The sequence below is a fragment of the Acidimicrobiales bacterium genome (genome assembly GCA_041394265.1).
In the GTDB taxonomy this organism is placed as follows: Bacteria; Actinomycetota; Acidimicrobiia; order Acidimicrobiales; family SZUA-35; genus JBBQUN01.
The window spans coordinates 2096720-2117958 of the sequence record JAWKIO010000005.1; the positions used below are offsets into that span (position 1 = coordinate 2096720).

The window sequence follows — 21239 nt, forward strand, 5'->3', positions numbered from 1 at the left end:
TCCCTCGTCGTCCGAATGGCGAGCCGCCGTCGACGAACTCGCCTCCGAAACCTCGTGGCGACCTATACCGACGCCATCAATCGCCTTGCCGTCGACGAGGCCATTCGCACGTATGCCGACGAGTCGACCTTCACCATGATGGATCGTCCGACAGTCGTTGGGCGCGACGCGATCGAGGCCGTGCTCCAGGCCACCGTTGCCCGCTACGAGCTGATCACCCAGTTGGTGCACAGCGGTGTGGTGCGGTTGGACGGTGACCGAGCCAGGGCCCGATGGCAGGTGACCGAACTGCAGGTGATGCTCGACGGGACACGTCGGTTCGTCGTCGGTCGCTACGAAGACGAACTCGCACGATTCCCGGAGGGATGGCGGTTCGTCGGCCGCAGATTCGTTGCCCGCTACCTCGGCGACCTCGACCTGTCCGGGCCGGTGATGGCTGACGGCCCGACATCGTTCGATCTCTGGGACCAGCGCTGACGATCGCCGGGGCTTTTTCTTCCGAGCTGTCGAATTCGGGAGGGTCGACGCGTCATCCTTGGTGTCGGCGACGGTCGTCGGCACGGAGAAGGAGATCTGGCGTGAAGTATTTCATTCTGCTCGCCGGCTACGGCGAGATGCCAGGCTGGGACGAGCTGACCCCCGAGGAGCAGGAAGCCGGGATGGCCAAGCACGTTGCCTTCGACGAGGCGTGCGCCGAGCGCGACGGCGTGTCGATCGTCAGCGCCGAGGCACTCGGTGACGGCTCATCGGCGACGACGCTGCGAACCCGCGGCGGTGAGATGGCCATCACCGATGGTCCGTTCGCCGAGGTGGCCGAACAGATCGGCGGCTACTACCTGTTGGACGCTCCCGACCTTGACACGGTGATCGAACTGTGCCGGATCCTGCCTGCCTATGACATCGACATCCGACCCGTCCTCGACGCCCCCTGATCAGGCGCTCGCCGCTGCGCTGCGCGACGAGTGGGGCCGCTTGTCATCGCTGCTGGTGGCGAGGACCCGGCGCCTCGATCTCGTCGAAGACGCCTTGAGCGAAGCGTTCGCTCGCGCCGCCGAACGTTGGGTCGTCGATGGGGTCCCGGCCAATCCGGCCGGCTGGCTCTACACGACGGCGCACCGCCAGGTGCTCGGACGGCTTCGGGCCGAAGCCGTCGCCGGGCGCAAGGCCCCATTGTTGGCGGTTCGGCCGGAGTGGACGCCACCGGTCGATCGAGGGGAGCAGCTGCCCGATGACCGACTCCATCTCATCCTGCTGTGCTGCCATCCAGCGCTCCCGCAGGAGTCACGGTCGGCACTCGCGTTGCGCCTGGTGATCGGCACGACGACGGAGCGGATTGCGCGGCTCTTCCTGGTCTCGACCCCGACGATGGCGGCCCGTCTGACCCGGGCCAAGAAGAAGATCGTCGCGGCGGGCATCCCGCTCGGATCGCCTGCTGCAGACGAACTCGTCGTCCGCCTCGACGAGGTGTGCCGAACGATCTATCTCGCGTTCACGGCGGGCTACAGCCCGGGCACCGGGCCCGACCTCCTGCGAGCCGATCTTGCCGGCGACGCACTCCAGCTCGCAGCGATCCTCCATGAGCTCACACCTGGAGCTCCGCAAGTGACGGCATTGCGAGCCCTGCTGATCCTCCACCACTCTCGACGTGATGCTCGGCAGCACGATGGCCGTCTGGTGACACTCGCTGACCAGGATCGTGGTGTGTGGCACCACGACGAGATCGAGGTCGGGCTGGGACTCGTCGACGCGCTCGCTCCCACCGAGGGCTATGCCGAACAGCTCCGATTGCAATCGTTGATCGCCGCCGAACACGCGCGGTCAACGACCGCGGAGGAAACCGACTGGGCGGCGATCGCCGGCTGGTACGCAGCACTCGAAGCCTTGACCGGCTCGGCGATCGTCCGGCTCAATCGGGCCGTCGCTGTCGCCGAATCGTTGGGTCCTGCGGCCGGGCTGGCGCTGCTCGCAGGAGCCGACCCGGTGCTGGTTGGCGACCACCGACTCGCAGCAGTGTGTGGTGATCTTGCGAGTCGGGCCGGGGATGTCGAGCTCGCCGTCGCCTCGTACGAGGCGGCGCTCGAACTCTGCACGAACGAACCGGAGCGCGCCCACCTCCAGTTGCGCCTGGAAGAGGTGCGGCGGTCGTGAGCGGACGACGTCGGCACTTGGCCTCAGGTCACGTGGAAGTTGCGCATCATTCCGGCGTCCTCGTGCTCGAGGATGTGGCAGTGATACATGAAGTAGCCGAGGTGTTCGCCGAACGGCACCGCAATCTGTACCCGTTGTCCCGGCCACACGAGCACGGTGTCACGACGACCGGCGTCGATGATGCCGGCTTCGATCTGGCCCCACGATGTGGCGGCGGTGTCGTCGTCCCAGGTGCGCGACACCACCTCGAAATGGCGGCCGTGGAGATGCATCGGGTGCGGTAGTGGTGAGCGGTTGACGAACTCCCACCGCTCGACGCTTCCCGCCTTGACCGTCTCCAACTCGGTCGCCGTTCGCCCCTCCCACTGGGCGTCGTTGATCCAGTGCGCGGCACGGAACGTCGACAGTTCGAACACCTTCGGCGAGTCGGGGTTGACCGCCTGCTCGATGATCGACGGTATTTCGGACAGGCTGGTCGGGCGAGTTCCGGGCGTCGGGTCGCCATCGGCAACCACAAAGGTGACGGCGACCTCGCCATCGAGTGCGAGGGTGGTGTCGGTGCTGCTGACCATTCCCATCCCGCCGCCCATGCCCATCCCGCTCTCGACGAATGTGTTGGCGAGTCGGAGTTCGACACTCTCGCCGGGGCCGAAGCCCGAGAAGTCGACCCAGAGGTCGGTCCGCTGGGCCGGCGTGAGCACGAGGCCCGGCACATCGACGGCCTCGGGAAGCAGGACACCGTCGACGGCGACGACGGTGATCGGGTCCTGCGTCGACCACGTCAGATAGCCGGTCCGGGAGTTCGACCCGTTGAGCAATCGGACACGATAAGCCTCAGGTCGAACATCGATCGTGTGACCGACTTCGCCGTTCGCCACGAGGTCGAGTCCGAGGAAACCGGCCATCTGATCGTGCATGTCGGTGACGTATCGCAGTGCGCCGTCGCCGCCGATGGTGCGATCCTGCAACACGATGGCGAGGTCGTTGTCGCCGGCAGAGAGAGGCTCGTCACCCCGGACGATCAAGAGCCCGGCCAGGCCTCGATAGACCTGTGATCCGGTTCGACCGTGTGGATGCGGGCGGTACCAGTAGGTGCCGGGCGCATTGTCGACGACGAAGTCGTAGGTGTAGGTCTCGCCGGGTCCGACGACATCGTCGGGTTGCCCATCTTGATCCTGCGGAACGTCGAGCCCGTGCCAGTGGACGATGCTGTCCTCATCGAGTCGGTTCTCGAACATGACGTGCAGGCGCTGGCCCGTGCGGACATTGATCGTGGGCCCGAGGTAGGAGCCGCTCGCGGTCAATGCGTCGGGATCACCGTTGAGGACCACGCCTCCGTAGGCGAGCACGTCGGTCACGATGCCCGGCACGATCTCGGCAGTCGACGGCTCAGCCCAGAGATGAAGCGAGAGGTCGGAGTCGGGACTCGGCGTCGGGTTCGCACCGGCGACGGACGTGGCAGCACTCGAGTCGCCGGCCTGCTCATCGCTCGTGCATCCGAACATCGCAACGACGCCGCCCGCGCCGATGAACAACTTCAGGGCTTCTCTGCGATGCATGTGCCTTCCACGTCGTGAGTCCGGTGCGAATCGTCGGCCGGTACCGACAGTCGGCCACTGTAGGGAAACGGTGGCCGACGAGGCCGACAATCCCGCCGCATCGGCGGCGAGGATCGGGGCCTGACTGAGGACCGCCTCGGTCCGGTGGCTACTCGGTTTCGAGCAGTGATCGGCCGGCGCGATTCGCGAGCTACCTCGCTTCCGCCGCGTGCACGTGGTCGGCGATCAGGTCGCAGAGGTCCGGCCACAGTGGGGGTGGGCGGTCGTGGCCCATGTCCTCGATCATCACCAGCCTGGCTCCGGGGACCAACTCGGCGGTGCGTTCGCCGCCGGATGGGGTGATGAGTGTGTCGTCCCGGCCATGGATGACGAGCGTGGGAACGGCGAGGGCTGCGAGCTCGTCGGTCAACGGGCCGGTGGCGAGTAACGCGGCGAGCTGCCGCATGGTGCCGGCCGGACGGAACGACCGGTCGTAGGAAGCGGCGGCCAACTCGGCAGCAGTCGACTCGTCGAAGTAACGACGTGAACTCCAGACCCGGCTGCTCCGCACGGCCGTCTCGATGAACTCGTCGCGCGAGTTCGCCGGTGGCGACAGGAGCGCAGCCATCGCTTCGGGTGTCGACTGGCCTACGTGCGACTCGCCGGTGCTCGACATCATCGACGTCAGCGATCGAACACGGGCAGTATGCCGAGAGGCGACCAGTTGGGCGACCATTCCGCCCATCGACGCTCCGACCACATGAACCGAGGGGAGGCCCAGGGCCTCGATCAAGCCGGCGGCATCGTCGGCCATGTCGTGCAGGGTGTAGGCGGCGAGTTGACGGGCGGCCTCGAGCTGGCCGGTCGAAGCGGCGGTCATGACGGCCCCGAGGTCGACCTCGACGTCATCGAACGCTGTCGATTGCCCGCAGTCTCGGTTGTCGAAGCGCACGACCCGCAGGCCTCGCTCCACCAGCTGCTCGCACATGCCCTCGTCCCACGACAGCAGCTGGGCGCCGAATCCTGCGATGAGGAGGACGGTTGGATCGTCGGGGGATCCGATCGACTCGAACGACAGCGTGATTCCGGTCGGTAGCTCGACGATGGGCATGCCGCTGACGCTAGTGGTCGACCTCGACGCCGACCGCTTGATTTCGCCGTGTGCTCACTCGTCAGTTCGGCTCGCCGAGGACGGCGAAGCTGCCGACGGCGGTGACGATCTCCTTGCCGTCGACCGTTGCGCTCGCATCGAGATGCACGATTCGTCGCCCCGCTCGGCGGACCACGGCTTCGACTTCGATCGTGCCCTGGGCGACCGCCGACAGGTAGCGGGTGTGGATGTCGATGGTGGCGCAGAACTGCCCCTCTGCCAGCACGCTCATCGCTGCCGCACCCATGGCTGTGTCGATCATGGCGTAGGGGACCGACCCGTGCACCACACCGTTGGGGTTGAGGTGACGATGGTCGATCACGAGCTCGGCTCGACCGACACCGTCGCCACGCTCCACCGAGAAGCCGAGGAGGTCCTTGAGGGGAAAGGCAACCTCGGCTGCGTCACCGCTATGGTCTGAGTCCTGGGACATCTCTGCAACGTAGTCCCCAGCCGGCGGGCAGACCGTTTCCGGTCGGCGGTCGAGAGCGGCGCTTCGCTGGCGCAATACCCGACTGACTCGGTAGGGTTTCGACATGGCACGCATCTTCGAAGACGTAACCCAGACCGTCGGCGGCACGCCGCTCGTGCGCCTCAATCGACTCACCGAGGGATTGCCGCCCGGCACCCAGGTGCTCGTCAAGCTCGAGTACTTCAACCCCGCCAACTCGGTGAAGGACCGCATCGGCGTTGCGATCATCGACGCCGCCGAGCAGTCGGGCGAACTCGGTCCGGGCGGCACCATCGTCGAAGCGACGTCAGGAAACACCGGCATCGCACTGGCGATGGTCGCTGCCGCTCGGGGCTACTCAGCAGTCCTCACGATGCCCGAGTCGATGTCGAAGGAGCGGCGTGCCCTGCTCCGAGCCTTCGGTGCGGAACTGGTGCTCACCGACCCCAGTCTCGGGATGCAGGGTGCGGTCGACAAGGCCAATGAGATCGTTGCCCAGCGCGAGGGCGCGGTGCTGGCTCGCCAGTTCGCAAACGAGGCCAACTGGAAGATCCACTACGCGACCACCGGTCCCGAGGTCTGGGCTGATACCGACGGCAAGGTCGACGCCTTCGTTGCGGGCGTCGGTACCGGCGGAACGATCACGGGCACCGGCCGCTACCTGCGAGAGCAGAACCCCGACATCAAGCTGTTCGCCGTCGAACCCGCCGAGTCGCCGATCCTCGCCGGTGGCGCTCCTGGACCGCACAAGATCCAGGGCATCGGCGCCAACTTCATTCCCGAGGTGCTCGACACCGAGCTCTACGACGAGGTCCTCCACATCGAGAGCGACACCGCCTTTACCACCTCACGTCTCGCCGCCACCCAGGAAGGCCTCCTGGTCGGTATCTCCGCCGGGGCCAACATCGCCGCGGCGCTCGAGCTGGCCAAGCGTCGCGAGTTCGCCGGCAAGACCATCGTCACCGTCGGTTGTGACCTCGGTGAGCGTTACCAGACCACCCCATTGTTCGAGGGTCTCGTCGACTGACGGAGGCAAGCTGTGGCTGTGACCACACCGGAGGCCTACGAGTTGGCCGACCACGACACCGAGAAGCTGGACCGCATCAAGGCGTCCGCGCAGGCCAACTACGGCCTCGGTGTCATCGAGCTGCTCAGGGAAGACCTCCAGGCGGCGATCGACGGCGATCCAGCGGCCCGGAGCAAATGGGAGGTGGCGCTCGGCTACCCCGGTGTCCACGCCATCTGGGTGCATCGGCTCGCCCACATGATGTGGTACCGATCACGCTTCCTGAAGCTGCCGGCTCGGTTGCTCAGTCAGTGGGCACGTTCGGTCACGGGCATCGAGATCCATCCGGCCGCCACCATCGGGCGTCGCTTGTTCATCGACCACGGCATGGGAGTGGTGATCGGCCAGACCGCCGTGATCGGTGAAGACGTACTGATCTTTCACGGGACCACACTCGGTGGGGTCTCCATGTCGAAAGGGAAGCGACATCCGACCGTCGGCAACCGCGTGGTCATCGGATCAGGCGCCAAGGTGCTCGGGCCGATCACCATTGGTGACGACGCCAAGATCGGGGCCAACGCCGTCATCGTGAAGGACGTTCCTGCCGGCGGTGTCGCCGTCGGTGTTCCCGGTCGAGTGATGAACGTCGCCGCCGCCGACGTCGACAAACTCCACGACCCGGCTCTCTACATCTGAGCACCGCGTCGGGCTGGGGGAAGACTCGGCGCCGGGTCAGGACTGGGCGCGCACGTGGGCGACGATGGCGTTGGCGTGACCATGCCCGAGGCCGTGCTCGTCCTTCAGCCACTGCACCGTTTCCATGTGCTTTGCATCGTTGCGCTCGGACACGAGCGTGAGCCAATGCTCGATCGGTTGGCCGTACTTCTTCTCGATCGACGGGAAGTACGACGCTGGTCCCTTGGGTTTGTCGGCAGCTGCGGCCACGGGTGCTCCTGAGCGTTGCTGATACGTGGAGCCGTAGCCTACGCGTATGGCTGACCAGCACGAGATCCCCGATGGCTTCGTCCTCGCCCGGACGACCGCCGTCTTCGACAACGACACGGTCCCGGCGGGTCTGCTGCGGGCGCACCGCGTGGCCGACGGCGTCTGGGCCCGATTGGTGGTCCACACTGGCACGGTGGGCTTCGTGTTCGAGGACACCGCCGACGAACCGATCGAGTTGGTGGCCGAGCAAGCCATCGTCATTCCGCCCGCTCGACTCCATCACGTCGAACTCTCCGGCCCGGCGACGTTCGCCGTCGAGTCCCACCGACCTGACGATGTCGATGGCGAAGTGGGGGAGGGGAACGAGAGCAGCGGTCTCGACTGATCGCCGGCCCGTCGTTGACTTGCGTGTGACGGACGCGTCCGGCCACGCGCCGTCCCGCTCGCTGGAGCGATGGTGAGAGCCGTTCTCCTCTGCCCGCTGCCGGCGCACGGGAGGAGCATGGAAGCATCCTTCGAGCGTGGAGGTGCGAGATGACGTACTCCTCGGCGCCGGTGCGGAAGGCCGGCTGGCTGTTCGTTGTCGCCACGGCGACGGGCGTGGCGAGTGTGATCGCCATGGCGGGAACGCTTGGTGACGACGACCTCCTTGTCGCCGTCCACGACCACCAGGCGTCGCTCCTGGCGGGCGAGTTGCTGGTCTTCATGATGCTGGCAGCGATGATCGGAACCGCAGTCTTCCTGTGGCCCGTCTTGCGGCGACACAGCGAGACCCTCGCTCTCGGCTACGTGCTGGCGAGAACTCTCGAGGTGGTCACCATCGCAGTCGGGCTCATCGGCGGCTTGTTGCTGGTGCCGCTGAGCTGGAACGCCATGGCCGATGGCGCGCCGCCAACCGCCGAGGCAGATCTCCTTGCCGAAACGCTCAAGGCGTCCAGCGACTGGACGGGGCTTCTCGGCGCACAGATGGTCTTCAGCCTGTCGGCACTGGTGCTCAACTGGGTGCTCTATCGGTACCGCCTCGTTCCCCGTTGGCTGTCGGTATGGGGCCTGGTCGGCGTACCTGCCATGTTCCTGTCCGGCGCGCTGGTCATGATCGAAACCCTCAACTCGAGCGCGTCGGCGCTGAACCTGTTGGTCGCGCCGCTTGCGGTGCAGGAGATGGTGATGGCGGTCTGGATGATCGTGAAGGGGTTCGATGAAGCTGATGACGTCGCGTCGAGTCTTGACCTCACGACCGATCTCGAACGGGTTGCGAACGAGCGTGACCGGGTGGCGGCGGACGCGCATCGCTGACGGCCCGCCGGCGCTGGAGTGCTACGGTCGCCATGCTCCGCTGAGCCGTTGAGGAGTTCCGTTGCACCGACCCATGCCGACGTCCGAACGAGATCTGCTCGTCGATGATCCGTGGGCGGCGATCGAGGCATGTTTCGATGCGGGCTGGAGTGACGGGCTCCCGGTCGTGCCGCCGACCGAAGCACTCGTGTCGGCCGTGCTCGACGCCGGGCCGTGGTCCGCCGACGAGGTCCTGCTGATCGAGCCGTCACGAGGCTTGGAGGTGACGGCGTTCAACGCTGCGGTCAACGCCGTGCTCGCCGGCTGTCGGCCGGAGTACTTCCCGGTCGTCGGTGCCGTGCTGAAGGCGATGAGTCATCCTCGCTTTGGTCTGCACGCCGTCCTCACCTCCACCGGAGGGGCGGCGGTCCTGATCGCGGTGAACGGCCCGGTCCGGGATCAGATCGGCATGAATGCCAAGGAGAACCTGCTGGGCGGCGGCAACCGGGCCAACTCCACGATTGGACGAGCCGTGCGGTTGGTGGCTCGCAACTGCCTGCTCGCCGTTCCCGGACTTCTCGACAAGAGCACCCAGGGATGGGCAGGGAAGATCAGTATGTGCTTCGCCGAAGACGAGGCGTCGAGTCCCTGGGGCGGTTACCACACCCTCGGTCGGTTTCCGAGCCGACCAGTCGACGGTCACGATCATGGCGGCCGAATCCGGCCACAACGTCCTCAATCACGCGTCCGGCGGCCCGGAGGGTCTGCTCATGACCTTCGCCGACTCGATGGCAGCGTTCGGGTCCTTCTCCTCGGGCCGTTCCCTGCTGGTGTTTGCTCCTGAACACGCTCGCAAGATCGGCGCCGCCGGGTGGAGTCGAGCGCAGGTGCAGGAGTTCCTGTTCGAGCACGCGGCCCGTACCTACGCGGACCTGAAGCGGGGCGGCAAGGTCGAGGCGGGCGGACATGGCGACGCCAACGACCGCACCATGTGGTTCGCCGCCGACCCCGAGATCCACGATGGTGACGTCGACATCATGATCCACCGCGGTACCGGCCCCGACGACATCGCCCTGTTCGTCGGAGGCGGAGACGCCGGCGGCCATTCGGCGTTCTTCCCGACCTGGAGCCGCACCCGCTCCGTCCCCTTCATCACCGAGGAGGTGGTCCAATGACCATCCGTCTGCTCGCCCCGACGCTCGGACCGACGAGCGCGGCCAAGACGCTCGCACCGAGACCCACAAACCTCGACGGTGCGGTGCTCGGTCTGCTCGACAACGGCAAGACACACGGTCGGGCGATCCTGGCCCGAGTTGCCGACAATCTCGCTCAGCGTCACCGGATCGCGGGACGCATCGAGGTGCGCAAGGCGACGTACAGCTTTCCCGCCGCGCCCGAGGAGGTCGCTCGGCTCGAGGAGGGCGCCACCGCCATCATCGCTGCCATCGGCGATTGAGGCAGCTGCTCGTCGGGCAGTTTGCTCGACGCCGTGCAGTTCGAGGCGCGTGGGCTCCCCGCCGCCGCCATCGTGACCCAGCCCTTCGTCGCCACATGCGCGGCCATGGCAGAGGTCAACGGGTTTCCCGACTACCTCTTCGCGGTCGTGCCACATCCGGTCACCAGTCTCACGAGCGACCAGGTCTTGGCGCTGGCGGACGCCATCACCGGCCGGGTGGAGGCGCTGCTGCTCGCTCCGCGAGTGGATGCAGGTGACGCCGCCACCGAGGGCCTCGACCTTGCTGCGCTCGTCGAGGAGCTGGCGGAAGGTCTGCGCACCGACGGCGCCGACCTCGTGGCCGACGTGACCGGCCCATCGTCGGTCGTGCTCCGGCTCCACATCCCGACGCAAGCGTGCGCCGAGTGCATCATGCCCGCCGACTGGCTGCTCCCGATGTTCGAGCAGCGGATTCGGTCTGCACTCGGTGACTATTGGACGGTCGAGCTGGACGACCCGCGCCGGGACCGGGGCTGAGCGCGATCGGGGCGCCCGGGTGCACCGGGCGTCCCCTTCTCCTATGGAGGTGTCACGATGGGGCGCCCGGCGGGTGTCCTCGTCGCATCTCCGCCTGGATGTCATCCTCGGTGATCGGCCGCTGGATGTAGACGGTCCACGCGTTGAGTGCGACCGCGATACCCCACCCGAGCAGGACCCAGATCGGCCAGAAGTAGCCGGCCCCTGTCGCAGCCCACAGCACGACCAGTCCCAGGTTGACGATCACGTACACCGCAACGTGCGTCTTGAATTCACGCCGGGCCGCGAGGCGCGCAAGTGCCGCCTCATGTTGTTCTTCTTCGGTCCACACCGGTACCACCACCTCTCGATTTCGTTGGTACCTCCAGCGTCCTTCGCCGGGTCGGCAGGTGTTAGAGGCCAACGGCTCCACACCAGGAACAGGGAGCGGTCGGTGGTGTCGCGGTTGCGTCAGGCGATGAGCCTGCGTGGCCTCAGGCAAACACCTCGTAGTCGGTGTTGTCGTCCATGGCGTCCTTGGCGTCGACCCAGTGGTTGAGGGCGGCGTTCACGTCGCCGACCCACACCGACTCAGGGAGTTCGTAGAGGAATTCGACGCCGTTGCCGTCGGGGTCCGACACGTAGCAGCTGTGGGTCATGCCGTGTTCGCCGCGCTGGCGGAACTCGACACCCAGTTCCTCGAGCTTGACCAGCCGCTCGAGGAACTCCTCACGCGTGGGATAGCAGATGGCGAAGTGGTTGATGCCCATCTTGTTCTCGAACATGTTCCACTCGGTATTGGCGGCGGGAAAGGCCGAGGGATCGGGAATCTGCACGAGCGCGAGGTCGTGGTGACGGTCCTCGGCGCCGCGGTAGAACCGCATGTCCAGGCCCTCGCGGCCCTCCACCGTGTTGTCGAGTTGGCCGCACTGGGCGAAGCCGACCGCCTCGGTGTAGAAGCGATGCGATGCGTCGATGTCGCGCACCATCAACGCCAGGTGCTGGATCGTCGGTCCGTTCGGGTTGATCTGTCCCATGGTGTTCCCCCAAGGAATCGGTGGCGGGTCAGAAACAACCGGCCGCTTGTTAGGTGAACGTACGCATGGCACACCACAGCGGATAGGGACCAAGGTCACACGACGTCGCAGGGGAGGAACCCGACAACCCCGACTAGGAGGACTCGATGAGGTCGAGCGCTCCAACGTCGAGAGCGTGGCGGGCGTGGCGATTGAGCATCAACGTGAGCATGGCGTCGCCGCGTTCGGTCCGGTCGGCCACGGTCGTCGCGCGAATGGCGACGACCACGCCATGGAGCGATCCCAGCGCGTAGTCCCGCTCGCATTGTGCCTGCGGGTAGTCGGTCACCCCGCGCCGTTCGAGTTCGGATCGGTAGCGCTGCAGCATGTCGTGCTCGATCTCCCGGCGCTTCTCGGGCCGGATCGCGGCCCCGAGGAGATAGGCCACATCGGTCACCCCGATGCCGAGGCGCACGGTCTGCCAATCGACGACGGCGATCGCCGGCGCACCGGGGTCGACGGCGAACATGAAGTTGTCGGGTCGGAAGTCTCCGTGCACCAGCGTGGTGGACGCCGTGGTGAGCCGTGCCCATCGACCGGCACTGCGGGCGAACCGCTCGATCAGCTCGGGCACGGCCGGGTCGAGTCCCGCGCCGAGGCGTTCGTGAACGGCGTCGAGTAGGCCGGGGATGGTGTCGGCGTACTTGCGTTCACGATCGTCGGCGTCTTCCCGGTAGAGGTCGAAGGTGGAGGTGTCGGTGGCGTTCCACAGTGGTGCATGGAGCGCAGCGCATTGTTCGATCGCCAGCACCAGTTGCTCGTCGCTCGGCTCGGTGAACTGGTCGCCCTGCTCGGAACCTGCCAGGTCTTCGAGGACCACCGCGAAGTCGTAGGCCGCAGCGTCGTAGTGGACTGCCAGCACCTGCGGCATGCAGATGTCGACCAGTGGCGCAATGGTCCGATAGAAGGTGCATTCCCGCAGGTAGGCCCCGTGGTCGAACGAAAGCGTCCGAGTGTTGACCTCCGACGACGGGAGTTTCACGATGACGGTCTCGGGTCCCTCGCCGTCGTCCCACATCAGCGCGAAGCGAGCGTTGCGGCTCATCTGGCCGGTACCGACGAAGCCGGCGAACTCGGCGCGGCGTGGTCGCCGGCCATCGATCGCCGAGTGCTCGGCAATCCACTCGGGATCGAGTCCGACGGTCATGGCCTCCCGCCCTCGTCTGTCGCCCGTGCGTCGACGGCCGTCGCCGCGGCAGCGCGGACCGGTAGCGCCGCAGCCGCTTCCGGCGCTCGAGCGTTGCTCAACCGCGGTCGACGGGTCAGGCGGCACCCCCACCACACGAGCCGAGTCCAGTTGCGATCGATGTTGATGAGTCGCATCTCGGCCGCCTACGAACCTGATTCGCCTGATGCAGTCGGTGCGATGACGACCAGATGACGATCGGCGATGTGGAGGTCGAGGACTGCCTTCCCGTCGGGGTCGGCAGAGAACGACATCGCGTTCGCCCCGCCCGTCGCTGTGTAGCTGGCGCCAGGCACGAGCTGATCCAATTCGAGACGGGCATCGATCGGGTCAGCTGCCGGCTCGATCGTCAGATGCAAGCGCACACCATCGGGCGACACCGCCTCGGTCACCAGAGCATTCGGCCACAGGTCCGACCGCAGCACCGGACCCGTCGGTGCGACGTAGCCCCGGAGTGCGAGACCCGCCGTCGACAGTGGTGCGCCCCACCGCACGAACAAGTGGACGCCGGTGTTCTGGACGCCGGATGTGAGGGGCCGTTCCGGCCAGCGCCGCCCGGTCGCGCACTGCCGATCGGCGCCGGCCTTGGCCGCGATGGCGAGTTCGGGCATGCCGAGTCCGAGTGCGCCGCCGATGAGCCGAGTCCACTCGGGCACTTCGGTGCGGATCCCGGTGTTGCGTTCCGCTGCCGGCTCGAGCGTGAGGTCGAGAACGCCGTCGTGCACCTTGCCTTCGAGCGCGCGTATCTTCTCACCGGCGCCCCGAGTCGCGAGCAGTTTGGCCCGGACGGCCATGTCGGGGGCGACGTCGGCGAAGCCATTCGTGCCCGTCGAGTAGTAGACGCCGTCCGGCACCTCGCCGGTGTCGAATGACAGGCCCGTGACCTTCGAGCGGATGTGGAGGAAGTTGCCGTCCGGTGTGAGCATCTCCTGTTCGAGTCCGCGTCGCCAGTGGCTCTCGACGTCGTCCCAGAGCGCGCTGTGATGGCGTCGGGCGTGACCGGCCAATCCCTGAGCGGCGAAGGTGTTGCACGCAGTGAACACCCAGCCCGGTTCGCACGGGAACAAGCCGAGGGCCGATGCCGAGAGGTTGCGATGGACCGCCTCGGCCAGCGTGTGGTGGTTGTAGGAGAAGGTGCGTCCGTCTTTCCAGACGAAGACCAGCGCGTCGTCCGCGTCGAACCGAGTCGACCCGGTCGCGTTCTCGTAGGCGTTGATGATGTCGAGCAGGTAGGCCGAGAACATGATGTTGTCGTGCACGATGGGGTCGGGATCGTTGCGGAAGTTTCCGATCCGGTTGAGCGTGCGCCAGTAACCCCAGACCCGGATGTCGGTCTGTCGTTCGATGAGCGCGGCCATCGCCCGTTCGACCGTGCTCGGCGCGTTCGGCACGTGGTTGGCAGCATGGAGCGCGAGCGCCCAGGTGAGGAAATCGAGCTGGTAGCGAACACAGGTGGGGCCGTGGATCTGCTCACCCCAGTCGAACCCGTCGAACTGGTCGGCCGGCTGCAGCGCCAGCTCGAAGGCCCATCGCACGAGTTCGCGGTCGGTGTCGGTGAGCGGGAGCGCCTCGGCGACCGATGCCGGCAGCGTCGCCGATGCCAGGTAGGCGTTCAGCTCGGGAACCTTGGCCAGTCGTTGTCGATACGACCGCTCGTAGTGCGTAGCGATGAAGCCCAGCGTTCCGGCGAGGCCGACGTACGCGGCGGGCACCGCCCACGCCCAGGTCGTTCCGCCGGTGGCGAACAGCCGAGGGCCCTCGGTCGTTGCTGCGGCGGCGAGGGCCGAGACCCACCAGACCAGCGGGATCGCGAAGTGGGCACTGATGCCCCACCACAGCACCACCGCCAGCAGCGACAACGCGATCGTGACGACGAATCCCAGCACGCCAGCGGAGTGGAGCCAGCCTGCTCCCGGGAATACGAGTCCGAGTCCCAGGGTGCGGATCGCACCATCGCCGATGACGACAAGAAGCGATCCGAGCGCCACCTGCATCCCCAAGAGCGAGAGCGTCCGAGTCACGAGTCGTCGCGACACCGGACCGAGACGCGGCGGGTGTTCCGGCAGCAGTCGGACACCGTTGTCGGCAACAGCGGGGTCGAACGCCGCGTCGAGCACTGTCATGGCAGGAACACCGTCATGGCGGGAACACCGTCATCGCAGCCGTGCCGCCGATTCGAAGTGGTGCGACGAGATCACGGGCTCACGCCGTGCGGGTCACGGTGCCGGACCCGCCGTCGATCTCGATCACCATGCCGTCGGCGAGTCGAGAGAGTGCACCTCCGACCGAGACGGCGCACGGGATCCCGAGCTCGCGACTCACGATTGCTGCGTGCGACACCGGGGCACCCACCTCACACACCACCCCGCCGGCGGCGAGGAACAACGGCGTCCATGCCGGGTCGGTGATCGGGCACACCAAGATCTCGCCCGGCTCCAGCGCGGTCGGGTCGGCCGGGCTCCGAACGATGCGAACAGATCCGGAGATGCTGCCCGGCGCGCCTCCCAGTCCAGTGAGGCTCTCCCCGATCGCGAGTGGCTCGCCTGCCTTGGCCTGGGAGTGGCGGTCCCAATCCTCGAGCGGTGGAACGTCGCCGGCAACCACGAACGGCGGGACGTAGTCGAACAGCTCGAGATATCGTGCCTCGCGCGCCGGCAGCTCGGCCAGCACGTCATGCTGCCCGTCGATCACCTGAGTGAGCTCGTCGATGCCGAGCATGTAGATGAGATTGGCGTGATCGATCACACCGTTCGCCACGAGCCTGCGGCCAAGTTCATTGGCAGCCAGGCGCTGCTCGTGCAGGAGCAGCGCGACCGTCATTCGAGCTCGCTCCCTGGCACGAGAGAACATCTCGGCGATGTTCAGCTGGCCCTCGAACATGGCAGACGTCGCCTCGTCGGCGGCCAGCGCCTCGCGCACCGCGGCAACGGCTTCGACGTGCTCGGCGATCTGTCGATCGGATCGCACGGCGGGAGACTCGGCATCATCGGCGCGGCTCATGGTCTCGATCGCGGTCATGAGGATCTCGGGCTTGGTGCCCCACGTGTCGCTGCGCAGCTCCCACTCGTTCGGTCCACGGAACCCCCATCGATCGAGGAACTGCCCGACGGCGGCAACGAATTCGACCGCGTCCGGATGATCGTCACCGACGATCGCGTCCCAGCGACGTCCAACATTGCCGGCGATGACCTCACGGAGGTGTGCAGACTTCGCGACGAGCCGACTGAGCGGCCACATCTCGTGGGTGGCCTGGGCCGAATCGATGTCGCCGAATCCGCTGCTCAGCGCGAGCGCCAGTTCCGGGCGGCCGATGGCTGCGGCGATCTGGCCGCAGGCGCCGATGCCGATGCCGACGATCGTGCTTGCTGCGAGGTGGGCCTGCCAGAGGTGCACGGCGAGCTCCTCGTGCACCGTCAGTTGCTCGAGCAGCTCTCGCTCGGTCGAGGCTGTGAGGTCGGGTCGATTTGCGACGATGCCCAGCACGGTGACCCGGTCGGCGTCGTACCGCGCGAGGTCTTGCGTCGCCGCCGCTCCACTCATCCATGCCTGGCCTCGCTCGGTGGCGGCTGCGTCCTCGTCGGTCGGTCGGGCCTCGCTCTCGTAGGACGGGATCCCCGGCATGTCACCGAAATAGGCGTCGTCGATCGCCTGGGCGCCGACGCCGAGCCGGACCCCGAAGAGACGTGACAGCGACATGTTCAGATAGATGTAGCCGTGGAACACGGCGATGGGATTGTGCGGGATGGTGTCGTCCCACGATCCCTCGTCGAACATGCCAGTCTCTACCAGCGCCAGACGCCAGCCCGGCTCGATGTTGTGGAGGAACCCGATGGAGGCATTGAGCGGGGTGATCGGATCCGGGAACACCTCTCCGGCGTTGGCTCGAGACCAGAGTCGGTAGATCGCCGATGAGGGGTCATTGGGAATCCAGCTGTCGCTCACTCGTTGATGCTCCTCGAGGTGCCATCGCACCGTCATCTGTGACGTCCGGCATAGTAACGCCCTGTCGCGCCACACGATGAAGCCGCTCGGAGCGGCCATCCACCCGCCGGCGGAGCGGTTGGCGCTTTGCGTTGACGGGTTGGTCTCACTACGGTCCGGGCGAACGAGGGGAGCCACCGTGCCGAAGATCATGACCCGTCCCGCCATCGAGTCCGAGGGGGCTCACGTCGATCTCGACTTCCGAGACACGACGATCTGGACCGAGTTCAGCGGGATTCCGTCGCTGTCGATGCTGTTCGGCGACGAGGAGGCCGGCCCCTACGTTTTCCTGTCGGCGTCGGTGCCGATGGAGGAACAGATGCCGACGGGCTTCTCCCACGCCCATCCTTCCGACAACTGGCGAATCTCTGTCCGTGGGACGACCAACATGGGCCGTGACAGCTATGGCCATGGCGAGTTCCGGTTCCACGATGGCGGCGTCCCGTACGCCAGCGACAACCTCGCATGGGGTCCCGAGGGTGGCTTCGGACTCGTCCTGATGGGTGACCGTCGCGGCTTCGCCATCACGCCGGTGAAGGCCGAGGTCACCGAACGAGTCGAGCCGACACAGGTGGCGGCGGCGAAGGCCATGGGGATCGAGCGACTCGACCCGTGTCCCGGAGCACCGGCCATCCGTACCACGGCCGGCGGCACCTCTCGCGCCCACCTCAACGGTGGCTTCGGCAGCGAGGATGGCTGGATCGAAGCCGGCCCCGGCGTCAAGGCCTTCGTGGGCTTGCTCGGTGAACCCGAGCGCGGGCCCGTCGTGTGCCTGATCGACGCCGAGCCTGGCGCCGTTGCCTGGCCCGCTCGCACGCTCGACACCGAGACCCTGATCGTCCCGATCGACGGCTCGGTCGAGGCCGATGGGGTCACCCTCGAACAGGGCTCGGTGCGGCTCGATGCATCAGGCGTTGCCGAGTCGGCGCTCGCCGCCGGCTCGGGTGGCGTGCGCCTCGCCGCGATCGTCGGGAATCGTCAGGCGCTACTCGCCGGTCAGCCCTTCGGCGCCGACGATGACGCCGTGGCCACCGCCGTCACTGCCGCCGTGACCGAACTCCTGGCAACGCTGACGGCGTAGATCAGCTGCGGGTGCACCCGATGTAGACGTCCTTGCTTCGGCCTCCGCAACGCACATCGATGTCTGCAGCCTCGAGAACATCGACATCGTCGTCATCCCCGGCCCACAGTCGTCCGAGTCCCGAAACGTAGTCGGCTCCGGTGCCGCCGCCGGCAACTCCTTCGGTGCTCCCGCTGTAGAGCCAGTCGTTGCCCGACCCTCCGTAGCCCTGTCCGACCCCTTCGACCACGATGACGTCGTCGCCGCTCTCACCCTCGACGCGACCGTCGAGAACGAAGACGATGTCGTCACCAGCGCGTGCCCACACTCGTTTGAATCCATCGTTGAGCTGGCTCTCGATGTAGTCGGCGTTCGACGATCCGTAGACCCGGTCGTCGCCCGCACCGGTGTAGAAGAGGTTGTCGGCGAATCGACCATCGCCCATGTCGTGATGATCCTTCTCGCCCGAGTCGAGCCCGATGAGGACATCGTCGCCGTCGCCCCCGTCGAACTTGCCATAGCCACCGTTGCGAGACCCAACGATGCGGTCGTTCCCGGCGTCCCCGTAGCCGGCCCCGGCATCGGGTCCGAGGTAGATGGTGTCGTTGCCGTCGCCCCCGTTGATCGTGTCCCAGCCGGCGCCGCCATAGACGATGTCGTCGCCGCCGAGGGCCGTGATCGTGTCGTCGCCGTCACCGGCGCAGATGACGTCGGGACCCTCGGTCCCGACCAGCACGTCGTCCCCACTGGTGCCCGAGATCGTGCAGCGAGCGGCATCGGCGCCCGCAGGCAGCACGAGCAGGCCCAGACCAGTGGTGGCGGCAAGGAACAGATGGCGGAGGTGCATGCGACCGAAGGTACTGATCGCACTTCCGGTCGGCCTGAGTCGATCAGCAGATGGGCGGTAGGTCGAACGCCTTGGCGGTGCTCGCTCGATCGGCGACAATCCCGGTCAACCGAGCCGGACACTCGGGGGAAGCCTGAGGACCCATGTCGACGTCACGCCAACTGATCGATCTCAGTCACACGATCACCGAGGGCATGGTCACCTACCCCGGCCTGCCTGCCCCGGTCATCGGGGTGCACCTCACGAGGGAAGCGGCGGAGGAGATCTACGGCCCCGGGATCACGTTCACGATCGGCCAACTCTCGATCTGCACGAACACCGGCACCTACCTCGATGTGCCGTTCCACCGATTCGCCCACGGTCATGATCTCGCAGCGCTCCCGCTGGAACGGGTGGCGGGGGTTCCGGCGGTTTGTCTGGATCGACGAGGGCAGACCACGATCGATCTGGAGGCCGCAGAACTTGCCGGTCTCGCCGGACACGCTGTGCTCATCCGCACCGACCACTCCCGTCACTTCGGTACCGACGCCTACCTCAGCGGACACCCGCACCTCTCTGCCGCTGCGGCCGATGCCTTGGTCGACGCCGGGGTGGCCTGCGTCGGGATCGACTCGCTGAACATCGACAGCACCGAGGGCGGCGAGCGGCCGGTGCACTCCACACTGCTCGGCAACGACATCCCGATCATCGAGCACCTCACCCATCTCGACCGACTGCCTGCGAGCGGCTTCGTCTTCACGGCGACGCCACCGAAGATCGAGGGCGCCGGTACCTTCACGGTTCGGGCATTCGCCACCCTGTAGTCGCAGACGACGTGGGCGCGGTCCTCGTCGCACACCGACCGATCGGCGGATGTTGGCCGGCCGTGCCTACGGTGTGGCGATGATCTCTGCCATCGATCACCTCGTGCTCTGCGTCGCCGATGTCGAGCGGTCCGTTGCCTGGTATGCCGAGCACCTCGGTCTGGAGGCGGAACGGCTCGATGCCTGGCGCGCCGGCACGGTGCCGTTCGTGTCGCTGCGGGTGAACGACGCGACGCTCGTCGATCTCGTCGCCAAGGAGCCTGATGGCCGAAACGTCGACCACGTCGCGTTCGTCACCGATCGCGCCGGGTTCGATGCGTTCGTCGCCAACCACGAGGGCCAGATCGAGATGGGTCCCGCCCAGCTCTTCGGCGCCCGTGGCAACGGCGACGGTGTGTACGTCCGCGACCCCGACGGTCACCGGGTCGAGGTGCGCACCTACGACTGAGTCGATTCCTCGCGCCCTCGCACCTGTCGGCCGCTCTGGAACACCGACCGCACCCGACCGGCGAGATCGTCGAGGTCGGCATGGTCGCCGTCGAACACGGCGAGGTCGGCGACCTTGCCAACCTCCACGGTGCCGATCTCGTCATCGAGGCCCATGAGTTCCGCCGCCACCGGACCGGCTGCTGCCCACGCCTGCACGGGGGTCATGCCGCAGCGCACCAGCTCGGCGAACTCGGTCAGGTTGTCGCCATGCGGAGTGACGCCGGTGTCGGTCCCGAACGCCACCTTGACACCGGCGCCGATGGCCTTGGCGACCGACTGCTGGTGCGTTTCGATGACCATCTTGGCCTTCTCGATGTAGACCGGCGGCAAGGTGATCCCTCGGTCGGCGGCTTCGAGCACCCCTCGGGGAGCGATCAGCGTGGGCACCAGGTAGGTCCCGCGCTCGAGCATCATCTCGATGGCCTCGTCGTCGAGGTAGATGCCATGCTCGATGGACCGGATGCCAGTGCGGATCGCCGCCTTGATGCCGTCGTTGGCCTGAGCGTGGGCCATGACCCACAATCCGGCGGCCCGGGCTTCGGTCACCGCCACCGTCAATTCGTCGTCGCGGAAGTGGGCATGGCGAGGATCGTCGCGCGGCGAGATGACGCCACCCGAGGTGCACACCTTGATCACGTCGGCACCAGCCCGAACCAGCTCGCGGACCTTCCGACGCATCTCCTCGGGACCGTCGACCACACCATGTGGTCGACCGGGATGAGCGCTGAGCATGTCGGGCATATGGCCACCGCACACGTGCCACTGGTCGACGTGACCACCCGTCTGCGACAGGATCGAGATCGAGATCTGCATGCGAGGGCCCTCGATGAGGCCCCGTTCCTGCGCCTCTTTGACCCCGAGGTCGGCCCCACCCGCCTCTCGCACCGTCGTGACCCCGATGTCGAGCGTTCGAGCCATGCGCTGGGCGGCCAGGTAGAAGTTCGTCGAGAACGGTGTGTTCAGGTTGATCAGCGGGTCGAAATCACCGTCGGACATGAAGTGCACGTGGCAGTCGATGACACCCGGAACGATGAACGCCCCGGCGCAATCGACGAGGTTGTCGGCGCCGTCACCAGGGGCGAGATCGGGCCCGATGGCAACGATGCGGTCGCCTTCGATGGCCACGTCGGCACTGGTCGGGGCGCCGCCACGCCCATCGAGAACGATCCCACCGGTCAGCACGGTCCGAGTCATCTGCCGACCCTACTGTCGGCGTCGACCGGGCGGCGAGGCGGCCCCGACCGGTTGACAAATCCTTGATGATTGATCCAAACGGCCCACGCCCGTGGGTGGCTTCACCCTCAAGAGCCCCCAACGCGCAGTCGATGGAGTG

Annotated in this window: 25 protein-coding genes; 14 read left to right on the plus strand and 11 right to left on the minus strand. The window is 66.8% G+C overall.

Annotated elements, in window-relative coordinates; genetic code table 11:
- The first annotated feature begins 15 nt into the window (after positions 1-15).
- The 3 genes from R2733_10295 (at position 16) to R2733_10305 (ending at position 2148) form a co-directional block, all read left to right on the plus strand.
- A complete protein-coding gene (locus R2733_10295; protein ID MEZ5376889.1) occupies positions 16-477 on the plus strand; it encodes a nuclear transport factor 2 family protein in 462 nt (153 codons plus the stop codon).
- Between the two features lie 101 nt (positions 478-578).
- Entirely contained in the window at positions 579-932 is a 354-nt protein-coding gene (locus R2733_10300) for a YciI family protein (protein ID MEZ5376890.1), read from the plus strand.
- On the plus strand, positions 895-2148 hold the full coding sequence (locus R2733_10305; protein MEZ5376891.1) for a DUF6596 domain-containing protein: 1254 nt from the start codon (positions 895-897) through the stop codon (positions 2146-2148). Before R2733_10300 ends, R2733_10305 begins: the two co-directional genes overlap by 38 nt.
- 23 nt (positions 2149-2171) lie before the next feature.
- Here the strand turns inward: R2733_10305 and R2733_10310 are convergent, their stop codons facing one another.
- From R2733_10310 to R2733_10320, 3 genes are all read right to left on the minus strand, one after another.
- Positions 2172-3707 (minus strand): multicopper oxidase family protein, encoded by a 1536-nt coding sequence (locus tag R2733_10310; GenBank protein ID MEZ5376892.1) that lies wholly within the window; start codon positions 3705-3707, stop codon positions 2172-2174.
- Positions 3708-3897: 190 nt separating this feature from the next.
- Positions 3898-4797: an alpha/beta hydrolase gene (locus R2733_10315; GenBank protein ID MEZ5376893.1), complete on the minus strand. Its 900-nt coding sequence runs from the start codon at positions 4795-4797 to the stop codon at positions 3898-3900.
- Between the two features lie 61 nt (positions 4798-4858).
- Entirely contained in the window at positions 4859-5269 is a 411-nt protein-coding gene (locus R2733_10320; GenBank protein MEZ5376894.1) for a PaaI family thioesterase, read from the minus strand.
- Positions 5270-5372: 103 nt separating this feature from the next.
- On the opposite strand from R2733_10320, the gene cysK reads away from it, so the two are divergent.
- Both cysK and cysE read left to right on the plus strand, forming a co-directional pair.
- The gene (cysK, locus tag R2733_10325; protein ID MEZ5376895.1) at positions 5373-6314 is read left to right on the plus strand and encodes a cysteine synthase A; all 942 of its coding nucleotides are present in this window, start codon (positions 5373-5375) and stop codon (positions 6312-6314) included.
- A gap of 18 nt (positions 6315-6332) precedes the next feature.
- Positions 6333-6989 (plus strand): serine O-acetyltransferase, encoded by a 657-nt coding sequence (cysE, locus tag R2733_10330; GenBank protein MEZ5376896.1) that lies wholly within the window; start codon positions 6333-6335, stop codon positions 6987-6989.
- Between the two features lie 36 nt (positions 6990-7025).
- On the opposite strand, the gene R2733_10335 is transcribed toward cysE, so the two are convergent.
- A complete protein-coding gene (locus R2733_10335) occupies positions 7026-7238 on the minus strand; it encodes a DUF4287 domain-containing protein (GenBank protein MEZ5376897.1) in 213 nt (70 codons plus the stop codon).
- Positions 7239-7284: 46 nt separating this feature from the next.
- On the opposite strand from R2733_10335, the gene R2733_10340 reads away from it, so the two are divergent.
- The 6 genes from R2733_10340 to R2733_10365 all read left to right on the plus strand — a co-directional run bounded on the left by R2733_10340 (position 7285) and on the right by R2733_10365 (position 10485).
- Positions 7285-7623: a DUF1971 domain-containing protein gene (locus R2733_10340; GenBank protein MEZ5376898.1), complete on the plus strand. Its 339-nt coding sequence runs from the start codon at positions 7285-7287 to the stop codon at positions 7621-7623.
- A gap of 149 nt (positions 7624-7772) precedes the next feature.
- Entirely contained in the window at positions 7773-8534 is a 762-nt protein-coding gene (locus R2733_10345) for a DUF4386 domain-containing protein (protein MEZ5376899.1), read from the plus strand.
- A 73-nt stretch (positions 8535-8607) separates the two neighbouring features.
- A complete protein-coding gene (locus R2733_10350) occupies positions 8608-9357 on the plus strand; it encodes a hypothetical protein (protein ID MEZ5376900.1) in 750 nt (249 codons plus the stop codon).
- Positions 9284-9688 carry a hypothetical protein gene (locus tag R2733_10355; protein ID MEZ5376901.1) on the plus strand — a complete coding sequence of 135 codons (405 nt, stop codon included), beginning with the start codon at positions 9284-9286 and terminating at the stop codon, positions 9686-9688. Before R2733_10350 ends, R2733_10355 begins: the two co-directional genes overlap by 74 nt.
- A complete protein-coding gene (locus tag R2733_10360; GenBank protein ID MEZ5376902.1) occupies positions 9685-9969 on the plus strand; it encodes a hypothetical protein in 285 nt (94 codons plus the stop codon). Before R2733_10355 ends, R2733_10360 begins: the two co-directional genes overlap by 4 nt.
- Positions 9970-10002: 33 nt before the next feature.
- Positions 10003-10485 (plus strand): hypothetical protein, encoded by a 483-nt coding sequence (locus R2733_10365; protein MEZ5376903.1) that lies wholly within the window; start codon positions 10003-10005, stop codon positions 10483-10485.
- A 52-nt stretch (positions 10486-10537) separates the two neighbouring features.
- On the opposite strand, the gene R2733_10370 is transcribed toward R2733_10365, so the two are convergent.
- The 5 genes from R2733_10370 to R2733_10390 all read right to left on the minus strand — a co-directional run bounded on the left by R2733_10370 (position 10538) and on the right by R2733_10390 (position 16668).
- Complete coding sequence (locus R2733_10370) at positions 10538-10816, minus strand: 2TM domain-containing protein (protein MEZ5376904.1); 279 nt, start codon at positions 10814-10816, stop codon at positions 10538-10540.
- Between the two features lie 142 nt (positions 10817-10958).
- Positions 10959-11501 carry a VOC family protein gene (locus tag R2733_10375; protein MEZ5376905.1) on the minus strand — a complete coding sequence of 181 codons (543 nt, stop codon included), beginning with the start codon at positions 11499-11501 and terminating at the stop codon, positions 10959-10961.
- Between the two features lie 133 nt (positions 11502-11634).
- Positions 11635-12687 carry a phosphotransferase gene (locus R2733_10380; GenBank protein ID MEZ5376906.1) on the minus strand — a complete coding sequence of 351 codons (1053 nt, stop codon included), beginning with the start codon at positions 12685-12687 and terminating at the stop codon, positions 11635-11637.
- Between the two features lie 185 nt (positions 12688-12872).
- Positions 12873-14849: a hypothetical protein gene (locus tag R2733_10385; GenBank protein MEZ5376907.1), complete on the minus strand. Its 1977-nt coding sequence runs from the start codon at positions 14847-14849 to the stop codon at positions 12873-12875.
- 79 nt (positions 14850-14928) lie between these two features.
- Positions 14929-16668: a PEP-utilizing enzyme gene (locus tag R2733_10390; protein ID MEZ5376908.1), complete on the minus strand. Its 1740-nt coding sequence runs from the start codon at positions 16666-16668 to the stop codon at positions 14929-14931.
- 178 nt (positions 16669-16846) lie between these two features.
- Here R2733_10390 and R2733_10395 point away from each other — a divergent pair, with 178 nt between their 5' ends.
- The gene (locus tag R2733_10395; protein MEZ5376909.1) at positions 16847-17788 is read left to right on the plus strand and encodes a hypothetical protein; all 942 of its coding nucleotides are present in this window, start codon (positions 16847-16849) and stop codon (positions 17786-17788) included.
- A gap of 1 nt (position 17789) precedes the next feature.
- On the opposite strand, the gene R2733_10400 is transcribed toward R2733_10395, so the two are convergent.
- The gene (locus tag R2733_10400) at positions 17790-18614 is read right to left on the minus strand and encodes a hypothetical protein (GenBank protein MEZ5376910.1); all 825 of its coding nucleotides are present in this window, start codon (positions 18612-18614) and stop codon (positions 17790-17792) included.
- A 143-nt stretch (positions 18615-18757) separates the two neighbouring features.
- On the opposite strand from R2733_10400, the gene R2733_10405 reads away from it, so the two are divergent.
- Both R2733_10405 and R2733_10410 read left to right on the plus strand, forming a co-directional pair.
- Positions 18758-19417: a cyclase family protein gene (locus tag R2733_10405; GenBank protein MEZ5376911.1), complete on the plus strand. Its 660-nt coding sequence runs from the start codon at positions 18758-18760 to the stop codon at positions 19415-19417.
- Between the two features lie 79 nt (positions 19418-19496).
- Positions 19497-19865 (plus strand): VOC family protein, encoded by a 369-nt coding sequence (locus R2733_10410; GenBank protein ID MEZ5376912.1) that lies wholly within the window; start codon positions 19497-19499, stop codon positions 19863-19865.
- Here the strand turns inward: R2733_10410 and R2733_10415 are convergent.
- Positions 19856-21100, minus strand: a complete 1245-nt coding sequence (locus R2733_10415) for an amidohydrolase family protein (protein MEZ5376913.1) — start codon at positions 21098-21100, stop codon at positions 19856-19858. The genes R2733_10410 and R2733_10415 overlap by 10 nt on opposite strands.
- Between the last annotated feature and the right edge of the window lie 139 nt (positions 21101-21239).

Coding starts and splice junctions, on each gene's coding strand:
- R2733_10345 (MEZ5376899.1), top strand. CDS start 7,773: ATGACGTACTCCTCGGCGCCGGTGCGGAAGGCCGGCTGGCTGTTCGTT.
- R2733_10405 (MEZ5376911.1), top strand. CDS start 18,758: ATGTCGACGTCACGCCAACTGATCGATCTCAGTCACACGATCACCGAG.
- R2733_10350 (MEZ5376900.1), top strand. CDS start 8,608: ATGCCGACGTCCGAACGAGATCTGCTCGTCGATGATCCGTGGGCGGCG.
- R2733_10310 (MEZ5376892.1), bottom strand. CDS start 3,707: ATGCATCGCAGAGAAGCCCTGAAGTTGTTCATCGGCGCGGGCGGCGTC.
- R2733_10295 (MEZ5376889.1), top strand. CDS start 16: ATGGCGAGCCGCCGTCGACGAACTCGCCTCCGAAACCTCGTGGCGACC.
- R2733_10315 (MEZ5376893.1), bottom strand. CDS start 4,797: ATGCCCATCGTCGAGCTACCGACCGGAATCACGCTGTCGTTCGAGTCG.
- R2733_10415 (MEZ5376913.1), bottom strand. CDS start 21,100: ATGACTCGGACCGTGCTGACCGGTGGGATCGTTCTCGATGGGCGTGGC.
- R2733_10355 (MEZ5376901.1), top strand. CDS start 9,284: ATGACCTTCGCCGACTCGATGGCAGCGTTCGGGTCCTTCTCCTCGGGC.
- R2733_10375 (MEZ5376905.1), bottom strand. CDS start 11,501: ATGGGACAGATCAACCCGAACGGACCGACGATCCAGCACCTGGCGTTG.
- cysK (MEZ5376895.1), top strand. CDS start 5,373: ATGGCACGCATCTTCGAAGACGTAACCCAGACCGTCGGCGGCACGCCG.
- R2733_10385 (MEZ5376907.1), bottom strand. CDS start 14,849: ATGACAGTGCTCGACGCGGCGTTCGACCCCGCTGTTGCCGACAACGGT.
- R2733_10360 (MEZ5376902.1), top strand. CDS start 9,685: ATGACCATCCGTCTGCTCGCCCCGACGCTCGGACCGACGAGCGCGGCC.
- R2733_10305 (MEZ5376891.1), top strand. CDS start 895: ATGACATCGACATCCGACCCGTCCTCGACGCCCCCTGATCAGGCGCTC.
- R2733_10340 (MEZ5376898.1), top strand. CDS start 7,285: ATGGCTGACCAGCACGAGATCCCCGATGGCTTCGTCCTCGCCCGGACG.
- R2733_10380 (MEZ5376906.1), bottom strand. CDS start 12,687: ATGACCGTCGGACTCGATCCCGAGTGGATTGCCGAGCACTCGGCGATC.
- R2733_10410 (MEZ5376912.1), top strand. CDS start 19,497: ATGATCTCTGCCATCGATCACCTCGTGCTCTGCGTCGCCGATGTCGAG.
- R2733_10400 (MEZ5376910.1), bottom strand. CDS start 18,614: ATGCACCTCCGCCATCTGTTCCTTGCCGCCACCACTGGTCTGGGCCTG.
- R2733_10320 (MEZ5376894.1), bottom strand. CDS start 5,269: ATGTCCCAGGACTCAGACCATAGCGGTGACGCAGCCGAGGTTGCCTTT.